This window comes from Gordonia sp. 11cp, from assembly GCF_057767225.1.
This window is the reverse complement of record NZ_CM173437.1, coordinates 4,554,671-4,570,734: the sequence shown is the minus strand read 5'-3', so window position 1 is coordinate 4,570,734 and position 16,064 is coordinate 4,554,671. Positions and strand designations below refer to the sequence as shown.

Annotated in this window: 13 protein-coding genes; 6 read left to right on the top strand and 7 right to left on the bottom strand. The window is 68.0% G+C overall.

The window, feature by feature from the left end; all coding sequences use genetic code 11:
- Positions 1–147: 147 nt before the first annotated feature.
- Both AC3B6C_RS20545 and AC3B6C_RS20540 read right to left on the bottom strand, forming a co-directional pair.
- On the bottom strand, positions 148–657 hold the full coding sequence (locus AC3B6C_RS20545; RefSeq protein ID WP_488373943.1) for a putative immunity protein: 510 nt from the start codon (positions 655–657) through the stop codon (positions 148–150).
- A 23-nt stretch (positions 658–680) separates the two neighbouring features.
- Positions 681–1,154, bottom strand: a complete 474-nt coding sequence (locus AC3B6C_RS20540; protein ID WP_488357880.1) for a winged helix-turn-helix transcriptional regulator — start codon at positions 1,152–1,154, stop codon at positions 681–683.
- 126 nt (positions 1,155–1,280) lie between these two features.
- Here AC3B6C_RS20540 and AC3B6C_RS20535 point away from each other — a divergent pair, with 126 nt between their 5' ends.
- Complete coding sequence (locus AC3B6C_RS20535) at positions 1,281–2,456, top strand: thiolase family protein (protein WP_488357879.1); 1,176 nt, start codon at positions 1,281–1,283, stop codon at positions 2,454–2,456.
- A 179-nt stretch (positions 2,457–2,635) separates the two neighbouring features.
- Positions 2,636–3,916 (top strand): low temperature requirement protein A, encoded by a 1,281-nt coding sequence (locus AC3B6C_RS20530; RefSeq protein WP_488373942.1) that lies wholly within the window; start codon positions 2,636–2,638, stop codon positions 3,914–3,916.
- Positions 3,917–3,970: 54 nt separating this feature from the next.
- Here AC3B6C_RS20530 and AC3B6C_RS20525 read toward each other — a convergent pair whose 3' ends face one another.
- From AC3B6C_RS20525 to AC3B6C_RS20505, 5 genes are all read right to left on the bottom strand, one after another.
- Positions 3,971–5,599 carry an APC family permease gene (locus AC3B6C_RS20525; protein ID WP_014926930.1) on the bottom strand — a complete coding sequence of 543 codons (1,629 nt, stop codon included), beginning with the start codon at positions 5,597–5,599 and terminating at the stop codon, positions 3,971–3,973.
- A gap of 166 nt (positions 5,600–5,765) precedes the next feature.
- Complete coding sequence (locus AC3B6C_RS20520) at positions 5,766–7,061, bottom strand: NtaA/DmoA family FMN-dependent monooxygenase (RefSeq protein ID WP_488373941.1); 1,296 nt, start codon at positions 7,059–7,061, stop codon at positions 5,766–5,768.
- A 58-nt stretch (positions 7,062–7,119) separates the two neighbouring features.
- Complete coding sequence (locus AC3B6C_RS20515) at positions 7,120–8,022, bottom strand: N5,N10-methylene tetrahydromethanopterin reductase (protein WP_488373940.1); 903 nt, start codon at positions 8,020–8,022, stop codon at positions 7,120–7,122.
- A gap of 2 nt (positions 8,023–8,024) precedes the next feature.
- A complete protein-coding gene (locus tag AC3B6C_RS20510; protein ID WP_014926927.1) occupies positions 8,025–9,275 on the bottom strand; it encodes an acyl-CoA dehydrogenase family protein in 1,251 nt (416 codons plus the stop codon).
- 61 nt (positions 9,276–9,336) lie between these two features.
- Positions 9,337–10,536, bottom strand: coding sequence for a GNAT family N-acetyltransferase (locus AC3B6C_RS20505; protein ID WP_488373939.1), 1,200 nt, complete (start codon positions 10,534–10,536; stop codon positions 9,337–9,339).
- 248 nt (positions 10,537–10,784) lie between these two features.
- Here AC3B6C_RS20505 and AC3B6C_RS20500 point away from each other — a divergent pair, with 248 nt between their 5' ends.
- From AC3B6C_RS20500 to AC3B6C_RS20485, 4 genes are read left to right on the top strand one after another with little or no spacing between them, the layout of a single operon-like run.
- On the top strand, positions 10,785–12,377 hold the full coding sequence (locus AC3B6C_RS20500) for an ABC transporter substrate-binding protein (RefSeq protein WP_488373938.1): 1,593 nt from the start codon (positions 10,785–10,787) through the stop codon (positions 12,375–12,377).
- On the top strand, positions 12,377–13,453 hold the full coding sequence (locus AC3B6C_RS20495; RefSeq protein ID WP_010842500.1) for an ABC transporter permease: 1,077 nt from the start codon (positions 12,377–12,379) through the stop codon (positions 13,451–13,453). Before AC3B6C_RS20500 ends, AC3B6C_RS20495 begins: the two co-directional genes overlap by 1 nt.
- Position 13,454: 1 nt before the next feature.
- Entirely contained in the window at positions 13,455–14,357 is a 903-nt protein-coding gene (locus AC3B6C_RS20490; RefSeq protein ID WP_488373937.1) for an ABC transporter permease, read from the top strand.
- Complete coding sequence (locus tag AC3B6C_RS20485) at positions 14,354–16,063, top strand: ATP-binding cassette domain-containing protein (protein ID WP_488373936.1); 1,710 nt, start codon at positions 14,354–14,356, stop codon at positions 16,061–16,063. The genes AC3B6C_RS20490 and AC3B6C_RS20485 overlap by 4 nt, the downstream gene beginning before the upstream one ends.
- Position 16,064 lies beyond the last annotated feature (1 nt).

The window sequence follows — 16,064 nt, the reverse complement described above, 5'->3', positions numbered from 1 at the left end:
GACCTCGGAAGTTTGGACAAGACCGGGGGTTTTCTGTAATCACCCCGGCCTCTGGCTCGACATGCGGGTTACAGCACCGCGCGAGCGTGAGTCCGACACTATCAGGCCTACCGCGGCGGAAGCCAATCGTGGACCGCGGTGCCGGAATCAGCCGTCGGAGAACACCGACCAGCACAGGTCATTTCGTGCGCGCTGGTCGGCGAGCACCAGGTCGCGCAGTTGGTCCGGGAGTTGTGCACGCTGCCAGGCGCATTCGCGCCTGCCGGCGTCATCGCTGCCGTGTTCGGCGCGTACCGCCTTGATCGCATACGCCGCAGCGCCCAGATCATGCGAGGCAACGTGTGCGGTCACCGCTGCCTGTCCGGCGGCGTATGCGGCGAATCGTGGAGCGCCACGGAGGTCACGAGCGGCACCCATGGCGTGTCCGCCCGCGGCTCGCGACTCCATCATCGCCAGCTCACCCCTGGTCCACGCGCGGACCGCGGCGATGGCGTCGCGGGGTCGCGTGTCCTCGGGTCGCGCCGACTCGAACAGGGGGAGGACGTGCTCGGCGCACGCCGCGGCCCAGAGTGCCAGCAAGTGATGGTCGGCGTCGGTGAGTGTCCCGCCACGGCGGATGGTGACCAAGCGGGGATCGAACACCTTGGGGAGAATCATCCCGACCGTTCCTGTCGCGCGAGTCAGCGCCGGCGCCGGGCGACGCGCAGCTCGACATCCTCGGGTGCGAGCACCGCGGTGGGCTCGGCGACGACCCCGACACGCACGGGGACATGCTCCTTGTCGGTCACGGTGAGCGGCGCGCCGTCGGGCTGCAGATGGTCGTTGCCCCATTGCATCAACGACATCACCACGGGAAACAGGTCGCGGCCCTTGTCGGTGAGTTGATACTCGAACCGTTCACGCTGCCCGGCTTCGCGGTAGGGCACCTTGGTGAAGATCCCCGCCTCGGTGAGTTCTCTCAGGCGGGCCGACGCGACCGCATCGGTGATCCCGACCCGGCGACTGAACTGATCGAACCTGGTGGCGCCGTAGAAGGCCTCCCTCAGGATGAGGATCGCCGACCGGGTCCCCACCAGGTCGATCGCCTTCGCGATCGAGCAACCGGTGGCCTCCCAGCTGTCGCGCTCGGCCAGCGGTCCCTTCAGGTGCATCATGGCTCCACCCTACCCTGACTTGACAGAACCATAGCCAGGGCGTAGATCTGACTATGGCAGACAAAAGTCAGCCGGATATCCGGGTCGGCTGGAGTTTCCGACCCGCGAACTGATGGAGGATCAGTCATGAGATCTGCGGTCATCGTCGACGCTGTTCGCACGCCCATCGGCAAGGGCAAGCCCACCGGCGCCCTCCATGACGTCCATCCCGTCGACCTGCTGGCGCACAGCCTGCGCGCGGTCGTGGATCGCTCGGGCGTCGACCCCGAACTCGTCGACGACGTTATCACCGGAGTGGTCAGCCAGGTGGGCGAGCAGAGTTTCAACCTCGCGCGCCGCGCCCTCCTGGCCGCGGGCTATCCCGAGTCGGTGCCGGGCGTGTCCGTCGATCGCCAATGCGGCAGCGGCCAGCAGGCCATCGCATTCGCTGCACAGGGCATCATCGCGGGTACCTACGACGTCGCGGTCGCCGCGGGAGTCGAGTCGATGTCCCGGGTTCCGATGGGTTCGGCCGCGGCCGGTACCGGCGATCTGAACGGGCGGGCTTTCGACGAGCGATACCCGGAGGGGCTCGTGGGTCAGGGGATCTCGGCCGAACTGATCGCCGCCCGCTGGGACATCTCGCGGCGCGAGATCGACGAATTCTCCCTGCGGTCCCATGATCTGGCCGCCACGGCCACCAAGAACGGACTCTTCGACAACGAACTCGCGGCCCTCGCCGGACTGACGTCGGACGAGGGGATCCGCCTCGGGGGCAGTCTCGACGATCTGGCGCGACTGCGGCCCGCCTATTACGACGAGGCGATCGCACGCCGATTCCCGGAGATCGACTGGAAGATCACCGCGGCGAGCGCGAGTCAGATCAGCGACGGGTCGTCCGCGGTACTACTCATGAGCGAGGAGAAGGCCGCCGAGCTCGGCGTGCGTGCCCGAGCCCGGGTACACACCATCGCGGTCGCGGGTGACGATCCGCTGCTGATGTTGACCGGCATCATCCCGGCAACCCGAAAGGCATTGTCGCGCAGCGGGCTGCGCATCGAGGACATCGACCTGTTCGAGGTCAACGAGGCGTTCGCGCCGGTGGTGCTGGCATGGTCGAGGGAGTTCGGCGTGGACTTGGACAAGGTCAATGTCAACGGCGGCGCGATCGCGGTCGGTCATCCGCTGGGCGCCAGTGGCGCGCGCCTCGCGACCACCGGGCTCAATGCCCTCGAGCAGCGTGGAGGTCGCTACCTCCTCCAGACGATGTGTGAGGCGGGCGGACTGGCGAACGCCACGATCTACGAACGACTCGCCTCCTAGGTCGCGATGTCCGGACCCCACCGGGGCTGGGGCGGCCACTGTTCGAGGTTGCCCCTGTCGTTTGGGTGTCGCGACGGTGGGGTACCGGAGTGCACCGACGAGGCGTCGCTCGAATGCGTCGACGCCCGTAGGGCAGGACGGGTAGCGGACGAGCCCGCCAGGCCGAGGATGGGACGCCGATGATGGGTGAGAGTACGCAGTCGCCGCCGGACGGTGCGCACGACGACGCTGCCGGCGTCGACGACGTGACTGATGTACGGGACCGCGAGGACAGCAGCGGTGCGGGCCAGCGGGCCCCGCTCGTCGAACCCCCACGGTTGCGCGTGGAGGAGGACCGGGCGGCCACCAGGCTCGAGTTGTTCTTCGATCTCGCCTATGTCCTCGTCATCCACCAGTTGGCGATCTCGCTCACCGACAGCATGGGCTGGCGGGGCGTGGGTGTGTTCGCCGGGTTGTTCGTGGTCACGTGGTGGTCGTGGGTGACCACGACGCTGTACGCCAACCGCTTCGACACCAACGATGTGTTCTACCGGGTCCTGAAACTGGCCGCGACATTCGCGGTCGCGGTGATGGCCGCGGGTGCCGCGACCGCGGTCGGCGGCGACGGTACCGTGGCGTTCGGGGTGGGTTACATCACGACCCGGGTCATCCTGGCAGCGTTGTATTTCCGGGCTTGGCGACACATCATCGAGGTGCGCGTCACGGTCGACATCTATCTCGCGGCCACCATCGTGAGTGGGCTGATCTGGACGGTCTCGCTGTTCATGCCGTCACCGGTCACCTACATCCTGTGGGCGGTGGGCATTCTCGTAGAGGCGGTGGCGCCCTTCGCCGCGACGCGCTGGGGCCCGGACGTACCGCTACACCTCGAACACCTTCCGGAACGCTTCGGGCTGTTCGTCATCCTCGTTCTCGGCGAGTCGATCTCGGCCATCGTGCTCGGCATGAAGGACAGCCACTGGGCATGGTCGTCGACCGCCGTGGCAGCCCTGGGGTTCACGATCGCCGCCTCCGTCTGGTGGATGTACTTCGACATCGGCGGGGCCGAGGCCAAGGTCGAGATCCAAGACGACGACAGTGCGGTGGGCAGCGGACGGGCCGACGGGTACATCTACGGTCATCTGCCGCTCACCCTGGGTGCCGCTCTCGTGGGGGTGGGTATCGAACAGTATGTGCTCCACCCGATCGGTGAGTTGGAGTCTGCCGGGCGATGGATCCTGTGCGGCGGTATCGCTCTTTTCACTGTGGGGGTCTGCTCGATCCTCGGGTGGAGCTCGGGCAACTGGAAGACCGTGGTCCCCTGGCCCGCGTTGGTCATCCCGGTGGTGCTCGTCGTGGGCGCCGTCGACAACGCTCTTCCGTATGCGTCGGCGGTTGTCCTCGCCGTCGGTGCCGTCATCACCGTGGCGACCGGGGTCGTCCGGCGGCGGCGGAGCCCCGTCGAGACGACCGAGACCTGACCCCCGGCCGACCTCGGGACGGCGCCCGGGTCCCCGGGTCGGCCGGACTCGACATCAGTGACGCGCTGCCGCGTCGAAGTGGTCTGTATCGGGGCGCCGGTGATCGTCTGTGGTGGAGTCGCTGTCGGCGCGAAGGACCTCGACGATGCCGAGGTCGGCGAGCCGGGCGTGCTCCTCGACCGACAGCGTCTGAATGCTACCGATGCGGCGCGCCACATCGGGGCGTGCGCGGCGCAGGTACAGGTACCAGCCGACCGCGACGGCCAGGATGGCCGCATACACCAGCGGCAGGACATTGAACGGCCACTCGGGCTGCGGGTAGACGTTGTTGAGGATGACGTAGCCGAGACCGAGCGCGGCGAGACCGGAGACGATGGCACGCACCGGTGTGAGGGCCTTGATCCGATACAGCCAGATCGGCGTCGCGATGACCACGAGAAGGTAGCTGATCAGAAAGCCCCAGTTGGCCACGTAGGCGCCGTAGACATCGAAGACCAGCCGCCCGGCCGAGCTGAACGTCGCGACGACGGCGAACACCAGCGCCACCGCGCCGACGAGGAGAATGCCGACCCACGGCGTGCGATAGCGCGGGTGCGCCTGCGCGAGCACCTTCGGGAGGGCTCCCTCGTGGGCGAGGGTGAACAGTGACCGGGCGGCCGAGGTGGTGACAGCCGTGACGAAGACGATGAACGCGATGGCCACCGCCGCACTCACGACCGGGTTGATCCACGCCACCCCGGTGTCGTCGGCGAGCTGGGGCAGGACGGCCTTGTCCCCGTCGAAACCGTCGAAGTGCAGCACCTGGGGGTAGGTGGCCAGCAGGTAGAGCACCCCGATGATGAGCACGACGCGCAACAGTGCCCGGGCGATCGTGCGGTGCGCATCGCGTGCCTCGGCGCCGAGCGATGCCACGCTCTCGAATCCCGCATAGGCACCCACGGCGGTTACTGCCGCGACGAATGTCGAACTGTCACCCAGATTGGAGAGGCTCAATTGCTCGGCGTCGAACCGGAACCCGTAGGCGACATACGACGCGATGATGATGACGGCGATGGACACCAGTGCCAGCACCTCGAATGCGAGTTCGTACCTCGCCGCGAGGGTCGCTCCGCGAAGTGGCAGGTAGATGCCGACTCCGACGACGATGACGACGAGAAGCAGCTTGAACCACGTTGCCTCGCTGCCCAATCCGATCTCGAACAGGAACGCGTCGACGTACAGGACGCCGCCGAGGGTGCCGGTGGTGGCGAAACCGATGTACCCCAGCAGCAGGCTGGTGCCCGCGACGAACGCGAATCCCGGGCCGAGACCGTTACCGGTGTAGGTGCCCAGGGAACCGCTCGACACCGTGCGGCGGGCCTGGAAACCGATCGTGCCGGCGATCAGCAGAGCGATCACCAGCCCGACGATCGCCGCCCAGGCCGCCCCTTTACCGGCCGCCGTGTACAACGCGAACGGTACGACGGCAATCGCGACGCTCGGTGCCGCCGCGGCGAGACCCTGGGCGAACACGCCCCAGGTGCCCAGCGCGTCCTTCTCCAGTCCTGTGGTTTCCGCGGACGTCAGGTTGCGTCCACCGAGGGACAGCGTCGTCGGCGATGGTGCCGGCGAATCCGGGCCCGTCGGAGAAGGCCGGGACGTGCCGGCATCGGTGGTCGGTGGGGTCTCCGCGGATGCGGTCATGACTCCCTGCTTTCTCGAATCGCGATCCCGTCGGAAAACGCTGGCGCGCAGCTGTTTCGATGATTGTCGCGAGGTGATAACGGTCGGGACCGAGTATGCGCGGATTCGGTCGCCGAGAAACTCGTTGCGCTCGCTGCGGTTCTTTCTCCTCGGGTTCGGCGAGAAGTCAGAGCGCCCAGACAGGAGTCGGTGACGCCGCCCGCAGATGCTCACGCAGGGTGTGGGTCTCGTACTCGTGCCGGAACAATCCGCGGCGGCGCAGAATCGGCACGAGCTCGTCCACGATCACGTCCAGGCCGTCGACGAGGACATCCGGCTGCAGATTGAAGCCGTCGATCGCGCCGGAATGGAACCAGTCCTCGATGTGATCGGCCAGCTGGTCCGGCGTCCCGACGAAACCGGCATGTCCGGAACCGGTGTAGCGCGTCTGTGTGAGATATTCCCGCACCGTCGGGTTCGTCCGCCTGATCTGGGCCACGATCGATTCCCGGAAACCCACACTGCCGGTGAAGGTCTGGAGGTCCACCGGGGCGGCCAGCACGTCTTCGGGGAACGGTTCGTCGAGTTCGAGCTTGGCGGCGTCATAGCCGATGGCCTGCGACAGCCATCCGAGCGAGTACGACGCGGGGCCGCGGTCGTGCAGCTCGTCGCTTCGCCGACGAGCCTCCTCTTCCGTGCTCCCCAGGGACAGCAGCAATCCCGGGAGGATCTTGACGTCGTCGGGGGAGCGACCCGCGGCACGGGCCAGCCCCTTGACCAGCCGGTAGTGTTCGATTGCCTTGTCCCGTGTCAGTTCGGCGGCGAACACTCCTTCGGCCACCCGTCCCGCCAGTGCGCGGCCCTTGGCCGAGCCGCCGGCCTGGAAGAGTACCGGATGGCCCTGCCGGGAGGGCGGCACGCGAAGCTGCGCATCCACCGAGAAGAAGTCGCCCCGATGGTGCACCTCCTGTCCGGTCACAGCCGAATCCCACAGCGCGCGAACGACGTCGACGAACTCGGCGGCACGTTCGTACCGGTCGTCGCGGAGCGGGACGTCGGGCAGGCCGAAGTTGCGGGCCGGCGCCGTGCCACGGCTGGTGACGATGTTCCATGCGGCGCGGCCACCCGACGCGTGGTCGAGGGACAACAGCCGTTCGGCGAGTTCGACGGGGTCGTTGAACGTCGTCGAGGCCGTCGACACCAGTCCCACGTTCTCGGTGACCCCGGCGACATAACCCCAGTTCACCGTCGGCTCGAGGTGCGCGGGGTTGGCGTCGTGGGCGGGATCGCCGAGGGCCGGGACGTCGGCCAGGAACAAGGCGTCGAGGGTGCCGCGCTCGGCGGCCGCCCCGATCCGCCGCCAGTACGCGGGGTCGACGAAGGACAAGGCGTCGAGTTCCGGCGACTGCCACGCGGCGGGTAGGTAGCCGAGGACCAGCACGTTGATCCCGAGGATGACGTGTCCGTCGCGGCGCTCGGTCATGGGTACTCCTGAGGATTGTGTCGGGGTGCCGGCGTCGGACCGGGCTCGTCGGTGGCGACTACAGCCACGGATGGGGCTGGGGTACAGCGAAAGCCGGCCGACCGCGGTCGCGCGGGGGTGCCGGCAGGGAGAGGGCCGCGCGCAGGGGCTGCGACCGTTCGGTGGCACGAGCACCGTCGGCCAACCACCGGCGCGCGGTGGACAGCAACTCGGCGAGGTCTGTGTCGGCGCGGGACGCGAGGACGACGCCCGTCGCGTCGCCGGGGAGTGGCTCACCTGGTTCCACGACGCGGACCGGGCCGTTTCCGCCGATCACGAGGTCGACCGCGTCGTCCGCCTCGGGGTCGTCGTGCTCTCCGGCGGCGTACCACCCGATGACGGACGGGCCGTGCGGCGGCTCCGGGACCGTCAGTGGGCCGGCGATCCGGAAGACGCCCTCGACGTCGACGTGTTCGATCTCGTCCGAGCGTACGAAGATCCCCGACTCGCGGTCGCCCACCACCGAGTCCAGTGGCCAGCTACGTTCCAAGGCCCGCACCGCTCGGGCCGCGGCGACCGCGCGACCCGCCGGGGACGTGTCTGCGGCTACCCCGCCGGTGGACACCGACCACGGGTCCCCGGACGCGCCCGCGTGATCTTCGGGTCCGAAGACCACCCCGCTCCGTCCGGTCGACAGGTGACCGAGGGATGCAACGCGACGGGCGAGGTTGTACGGGTGATCACGACGAGGCGGTGCGGGAACGAGGACTCGCGCAGCCACGGTGCGCGCCAGAAGGACTGCCGCGGCAGCACTCCCGTCGACGATGACCTCAGTGGGACCGGAACGGCCGTCGAGCCGGTCGATCCCGAGGATGGAGAACGCCAGCGGAAGGTCGTCCCACTCGGCCCTCAGCTGCGGATCGTCGAGCAGCCGCAGAACCGCCGTGCCGGTCAGCCCGAGTGCGAGGTAGGGCTCGGCCATCGTCAGTTGCCCTGTCCACCGCGACCGGCGGCGAAGAGGTCGGGCACCGGATCGGCGCCGTTCACCACCCAGTCCCCGAGGATGCGTGCCTTGTATACACGCGGATTGTGCGATGCGAGGGTCCGCGCATTGCGCCAATGTCGGTCGAGCAACGTGGTGGTCGAGACGCCGGATGCCCCGAGTGCGTCGAACACGGTGGTCGTGGCGTCCAGCGCGGCGTCGATGATCACCAGCTGAGCCTGGTCGGTGGCCACCTGGGAAGTCCGGACTCGCAGTGCGCGCTCGTCGGCGTCGCCGGCAGCGTGAGCGATGGCGAGGCGATCCAACTCGCGTGCGGTCTGCCGCAGAGCCGCCTCCGCGGCGAATGCATGCGCCGACACGCTGCCGATGACCTGCAGCAGCTGGGGATCCGAGGCAGGCACCGGGTCGAGACCATGGGGGTAGTTGCGCCCGCGCGAGCGCAGGGCGATCACGCCGTCGCGCAAGGCCGCACGGATGATCCCGGTCAGGACCGCGAGTATCGCGACCTGGTAGAAGTGCCCCTGGTACACGAACCGCTCGGCGACCGGGAAGACGTTCCCGTCCTCGGCCGGCACGTCGATGTAGTTCGCGCTGCCGCTCGCGGTGGTCTGTTGCCCGAAACCGGTCCAGTCGTCGACGAGTTCGACGCCGGGGTGGTCGCGGCGGACGAGGGCGGTGAGCAGTGCTCCGTCGTCGGTCCGGCCGATGACGTCGAGCCAGTCGGCGAACAGGCTGCCGGTCGCGTAGAACTTCGCCCCGGTCACGCGGTACTGATCGCCGTCGGGCCGGATGGTCGTGGCCATCGCGGCGAGGGTGCCGTTGTTGGCCTCCGTCCAACCGCCGCCCACGAACTCGCCGGCCAGGAATCTGTCGATCCACCGGTCGTTGGCGGCCGATTGCGGTGCGTTGAGCCGGTCCTCGACGAACGCGAGGTGGTTGCGCCAGACGTGGGCCACGTTGGCGTCGGCCTCGGCCAGTGAGGCGAGGAGCGCGAAGGTCTGCTCGAGCGATGCGCCCAGTCCGCCCTGCTCGACGGGGATACGGATCCGGCCCAGGCCCGCGGCCTTGAGCCACGACACCTGGTCGTGGGCGAATTCGCGGTGGCGCTCGCGGTCGATGTTGCCCGCGGCGATGCGTTCGAAGATCGGGGTGAAGCGTTCGTCCAGTTCGGTGTCGGTTGCCGTTGCGGGCTGCAGGTACACCGGCGCGGTCGGCGCCACGGTGTCGGTCATGTGCTCACTGCTTTCTTGTCGGGAGTCTGTCGGGGAACGGGTTCCGGTATCGGCATCGGCCTCAGAACGAGGTTCCGGAGAAGGGCAGCCGGTCGGTGCCGAACAGCACGTCGAGACGACGGATCGCGTCGTCTCGGTGCACGGTGACCCGGCCGACCGCGGCGAGTTGACGCCAGCGGGTGCCGCCGAGGTAGGTGGCGCCGAGCGCGGACACGTCGACCGTGACATCCGGCCGGGCGTCGGTGCGCCGCACAGATTTCGAGCCGATCTCGTAGATGCCGGAGTTGGACGGCAGTTGCGGATCGACGACAGCGACGCACACCGGGTCCTCCTCGGCGTATGCCCGTGCACCGAGCGCCGCCTCGACGTCGATGAGTCGGAGCCAGGTCTCGTCGCGTTCCGGCCCGAGCGTCAGGGACCGGCGGTCGTCGACCGCGACCACGATCGGATCGTCAAGTGGGACAGCCGCGATGTCGATGACGTCCACGAGGTCGAGCGAGAGCAGGTGCCGCCACAGGCCGGCCCGTGCCGAGTCGTTCGCGGCGACGAAGTCGGTGACCGTGATCGTCCGTTCGCTGCTCTCGAACCAGTGGTCGGAGCCCTCGGGGCGGTAGATGACGAAGCCGTCGTCCAGGTCTCCGGTGCGGTGCACCGCTACGTGGACGGAGGCCGGATCACCCGCACGACGCAGACGCTGGAGTTCCCACCACGGCTCGGGGAGACCGATCGAGCCCGGCGACTCGACGAGCCCGGCGATATCTCGCAGCCGGCTGGTGGTCACCGCGTCGTCGACGAGGACGATCCGGCCTCCCTCCGGATGTGTGGGTCGGAGACGGGCACGCCGGGCATCCACCCGCACCGAGCGGGCGCTGCTCGCCACTCCGTAGCCGAAGCGCTCGTAGATGACCGCCTCCGACGCGCGCAGCGTCGCGACGATCTCTCCACGGCGTGCGAGGTCGTCGAACTGCGCTGCGAGCAGCCGTCTGAGCACGCCGCGGCGCCGGTGCGTCGGCAGCACGCCGACGTGCGTCACGGCGGCGTGGGGTACCCGGGTGCCGCCGGGGACCACGAGATACCCGCTGTAGGAGTCGGTTCCGCCGATCACCCGGCCCTCGTCGAGCGCGCCGATGTACCGCCCGGGGTCGGTGATCGTGGCGGCGTCGAGAGTCAACGGCGGTAGTCCCACCATGGAGCGGAAGAAGGCGCCGAGCGCCGACCGCACTTCCTCTGGCGTCGACAGGTTCCGGATCTCGAGGGTCACTCGCCCGAGTATCGGCGTGCGGGCGATGGAAATCGACTGTTTCGCGCGCCGAGATTCGATTGTCCAGATTGGGAATCATAGTGTGTGGCAACCGAATATGAGACGCCAACCAGGCTCATATTCCTTCTGCCCGACATCGGATCGCGTTGAATCGAAGACATGCCGAAGAACGCGCCCGCCCCGTAGCGTCGTCCCCCGACGTGCGCTGGCGATCGCGGCGCACCCCTTCGAGGAACGGCCACAGCACCATGCTCATCGAACGGATCCGTCGTCGCGGCGTCATCGTCGCCGCCCTGACACTGTCGGTCGCCGTCATCGCGACCGCCTGCGGAGGAGGAGGTGATTCGATCTCCTCGAAAAACCCCACCGACACCTTGGTGGTCGGTCTCTACACGGAACCGACGGCGATCGACCCGCAGCGCGAGTACTTCTGGGAGACCTTCCGCGCGTCACGGAACATCTACGAGCCGCTGGTGCAGGAGGTGCTGTCGAGCGACCAGGGCGTCACGGAGTTGGCACCGGGGCTCGCGACCGCGTGGCGACACACTCCCGACGCCACCACCTGGACATTCGACCTCCGACGCGGAGTGAAGTTCCACGACGGAACGGACTTCGACGCTGCCGCACTCGACTTCAACGTCAAGCGGTTCACCGACCCCGGCTTCGAGTTCTACGACGAGAAGAGTGCCGCGATGCTCAAGGCGCGCTTCAACGACCTCGAGAGCACCCGCATCGTCGACGATCACACCTACGAGTTCACGTTCAACCGCCCGTACCTGGGCTTTCCCCGTCTGCTCGCCCAGTCCATCGGTTCGCCGCTGATCTTCAGTCCCGCGGCCCTGAGGCAGTACGGCAACGACGGCCTGTCCGAGCATCCGACCGGCACGGGGCCGTATCGATTCGTCGAGCGCAAGATCAACGACCACATCACTCTCGATCGCTTCGACGGCTACTGGGGTGAGTCTCCCGCGCTCAAGCGCCTGGTGTTCCGCACCATCCCCAACAACCAGAGCAGGCTCGCCGCGTTCCAGAGTGGCGAGATCGACATCCTCACCCGAGTGCAGCCGACCGATGTCGAGTTGCTCGAACGGCAGGGCGCGGTGGTGCCGAAGGGGACCGGGGCGCAACTGGACTACGTGTCGTTCCTGTTCGGCAACAAGTGGGCGCAGAATCCCTCGGTGCGCGAGGCGGTCTCGCTCGCCATCGACCGGCAGGGTCTCGCCGACAACATCTACTCCGGTCACGCCCAGCCGTTGTGGTCGTTCCTCAATCCCGGCAACGAGGCATACGACGCGAACCTCCGGAACTACTCCTACGATCCCGAGCGTGCGCGAGCGGTGCTCACCGAGGCCGGCGTCGGGAACGGTCAGGTGTCGTTCAACATCATCGCCGACCTCGCGGGTCAGCCCGAGGCAGAGGCCATCTCGGCGAACTTGAAGGCCGTCGGGATCAACGCGCCGGTAGTCGCGCTCGAGCGCGGCAACTACTCGTCGCGCATCTCCAACCCGCAGCCCGACGACGGCTTCCATCTCGGCGAGTACGGCGGCACCTACCCGGAGTGGGCCCTCGAGGGATTCAACTCGACCGTTGTCGCCAATGGCGGTGAGCGCTACGTCGACTACCCGGCGATCACCCGTGCTCTCGGCGCCGCGCGGTACACAGCCGATCCTGCTGTCCGGATCGCGAACTGGCAGAACGCCGACAAGGTCATCGCCGCCGATCACGCGGTGATCCCCACGGTGAACTTCACCCGCTACTACGCGATCTCGCCGCAGGTCCGCGGATTCGTCTGGCCGAACACGAACTGGTACGACCTCGGTCCGGTGTCGAAGGAGGGCTGATGTCGACGACCCTGTTCACGAACGAGACCGTCGCCCGGCCCGGACCGCCTCCGCCGCAGCCCGGAGAGCCGGTGGAGGAGCGGCCGGTCCGGTTGGCCACGATCCGTCGCGCGGCCCGAAGACACCGTCTCGCGCTCCGGATCTCGGGCCGCGTCCTCCTCCTCGTGCCGGTGCTGTTCGTCATCTCGATCCTGGTCTTCGTCCTCGGGAAGGCCAGTCCGGGTGATCCCGTCAAAGCGAGCCTGCACGGCGTGCTCTCGCCCGACGCGGTGGCCGACCTCCAGAAGGCCTTCGGACTGAACGACCCCGTGGTGGTCCAGTACCTCACGTGGCTGTCGAGTCTGTTCACCGACGGCGGTGGACGCTCGATCATCAACGGCTCGACAGTGTTCGACACCTTGGGTACGGCGTTCGGCAACACCCTCGTCCTCACCGCGGCCGCGGCGCTCGTGTTCGTGGTCTTCGGCGTGTTCATCGGGACGGTGGCTGCACTCAACCACAACCGGTTCGTCGACCGGGCGATCATGCTGCTCGTGCAGGTCGGCTCCAACCTGTCGGTGTACTGGTTCGGGCTGCTGCTGATCTGGCTGTTCGCCCTGGAGTGGAAGGTGCTGCCCGCCACCGGCATGCGTGACGCCTCGGGCGACGGGGGAGCCGGCGACCTGTTCCATCACCTCATCCTCCCGGCGTTCTCCGCCGCGCTCATCTCCATGCTGATCCTGGCGCGCTTCGCCCGTGCCGGGGTCATCGAGAGCATGGAGTCGGACTACATCCGGACACTGCGCAGCCAGGGCATGCCGCGACGGCGGATCCTCGTCAAGCACGTGGGGCGCAATGTCGCGCCGATCATCGTCACCACCACCGGTCTCGAGGTCGGGACACTCCTCAGCGGTGCGGTGTTCGTCGAGTTCGTCTTCAGCTGGCCCGGTGTCGGCACCGACCTGATGAACGCCATCAGTGCGCACGACTATCCCGTCATCCAGGGCGGCGTCATGTTGGTCACCGTGGTGTTCGTCCTCGTCAACCTCGTCACCGATGTCGTCGGCGACCTACTCGATCCGCGCCTGAGGAGCTGACGTGACCCTGTCCGAGGAATCAGTCGACCGCACGGTCGACGCCGGCGTCCCGGTCCCTCGACGTCGGCCGCGGCGCCCGGCGTGGACCCATCACCGGCAACTCGTCGTCGCGGTGTCGGTGCTGGCGGCGGTCATCGTCGTATCGGTGCTGGCGCCGTGGATCGGGCCCCACGACCCCACCGTCGGCGATCCGGCGTCGCGGTACCTGACACCGGGCACCGAGGGTCATCTGTTCGGTACCGACGAGCAGGGTCGCGACATCTTGAGCCGCCTCATCTGGGGTGGTCGGGCGACGATCGGGCCGACCGCGATCGCCACCTCGGTCGCGGTCCTGATCGGGTCGGTGATCGGCCTGCTCACCGGATGGTCGCGATCGTGGCTGTCCTCGGCGGTCATGCGCATCACCGACATCCTGTTCGCCTTCCCCGTCGTCATCGTCGCGTTCGCACTGGCCGAGGTGATCGGGATGGGGGTCTGGGTGGTGGCCTCGGCGGTCGTCTTCGCAGCCGTCCCGTACGTCACGCGTATCGTGCACGCCGAGACGCGTCGGCAGCGTGAACTCGAATACGTCGACGCCGCAGTCGGTCTGGGAGCGTCGTCGTGGACGGTCCTGCGGTCGGAGATCCTGCCGAACGTCGGCGCGACCATCATCGTCTACTGGACCAGTCTGATCGGGATCCTGATCGTGTTGGCTTCGAGTCTCAGTGCACTCGGCATCGGCGTGCAGCCGCCGACCCCGGACTGGGGCCGGATGGTGGCCGAAGGCGCCAAGGTCCTGATCTCGGGAAGCCCGTTCGTGGCGATCGTCCCGGGTATCGCGATCCTCGTCGTCGGTCTGGCGTTCAACTGGCTCGGCGACGGATTACGTGACGTACTCGACCCGCGATGGAGTCCTCGACCATGACCGCCACCCACCACGATGTCGCCGCCCGCGCCACGGAGCCCGGTGCTTCGCTACTGCGCATCGATCACCTGTCAGTTCGCTTTCCCCACCGCGACGGCGGTGTGGACGCGGTCACCGACCTGAGTCTCGACTTGCCCGCCGACCATGTCCTGGCCCTCGTCGGGGAGTCGGGTTCGGGTAAGAGCGTCACCGCGTCCGCGATAGCCGGTCTGCTGCCGGCGAGTGCTCGGCCCGAGGTGACCGGATCGATCTCACTGGACGGGCGGCAGATCGTCGGTGCGCCGGAACGTGAACTGAACACACTGCGAGGCAAGAGAATCGGGACGATCTTCCAGAATCCGGCGACCTCGTTCGACCCGTCGTTCCCGATCGGCAACCAGCTGATCGAGTTGATCAGACTGCACCGTCGGTCGAGTAGGGCGGACGCCCGCGAGCTGGCCGCGGAGTGGCTGGCGCGCGTGGGTATCCACGACGCAGCACGTGTCCTGGGCAGTTATCCGCACCAGCTCAGCGGTGGGATGCGGCAGCGGGTCATGATCGCCGCAGCCTGCCTGCCCGAGCCCGATCTGCTGATCGCCGATGAGCCGACGACCGCACTCGACCCGACCCTGTCGGTCCACATCCTGGACCTCATCGACGGCCTGCGCCGGGAGCTCGGCATGGCGGTACTGCTGGTGACCCACGACTTCGGCGTCGTCGCACGCCTGAGTGACTCGGTCGCGGTTCTCCGGCACGGCCGTCTCGTGGAGTACGGCGCCACGGCCGAGTTGCTCACAGATCCGCGACACCAGTACACGCGGCGGCTCATCTCGGCGGTTCCCGAACTCTCCGCCGACGCGCACCTCGGCGAGCGTGAGACATCCAGGCCCGCCACCGCCCCGGCCGCGGTGATCTCCGGGGTGTCGAAGGTGTTCCCCGCGACCGGCGGGCGAAGCGAGGATTTCGCGGCGCTGGACGACGTGACGATTCGGGTGGACCGCGGACGCACACTCGGGCTGATCGGCGAATCCGGGTCCGGGAAGTCCACGCTCGCCCGCATTCTCGCCGGGATCGAACCGGCCTCCCGGGGATCGGCGACCATCCACCGCGACGGAGTCGAGATCGAGATCTCGCGACTGCGGGATGCCGAACGCGCACGGCACGTGCAACTGGTGTTCCAGGATCACGGGAGTGCGCTGAATCCGCGGATCCGGGTGAGCGGACAGATCTCGCGGCCCATCAGCCGGCTCGGGGTGGCTTCTGGTCCGGCAGCGCGTCGGCGTGCCGACGAACTCCTCGATCTCGTCGGACTCGATCCCTCGGTCATCGGCGACCGATACCCGCACCAGCTGTCCGGCGGGCAACGCCAGCGGGTCGGCATCGCCCGGGCGCTCGGGGTCGAGCCGGCCCTGGTGATCCTGGACGAACCGACGTCGGCTCTGGACGTCACGACTCAGGACGAGATCCTCGAACTCCTCGCGGACCTGCGGTCGACGACATCGGTCGACTACGTGCTCATCGCTCACGACCTCGCCGTCGTACAGGCATTTGCCGACGATGTCGTGGTTCTGGACGGGGGACGGGTTGTCGACCGGTTCGAGGCGCGTGACTTCCGTGCTCCGGACCGCGATCCCGTCACACGACGTCTCGTCGACGCGGTGCTGTCGCCGAGACCGCGGTCGCCGCGGCCGGCTGTTCGTGTGGACAAGGTGCTGCCGGTCCGCTGAT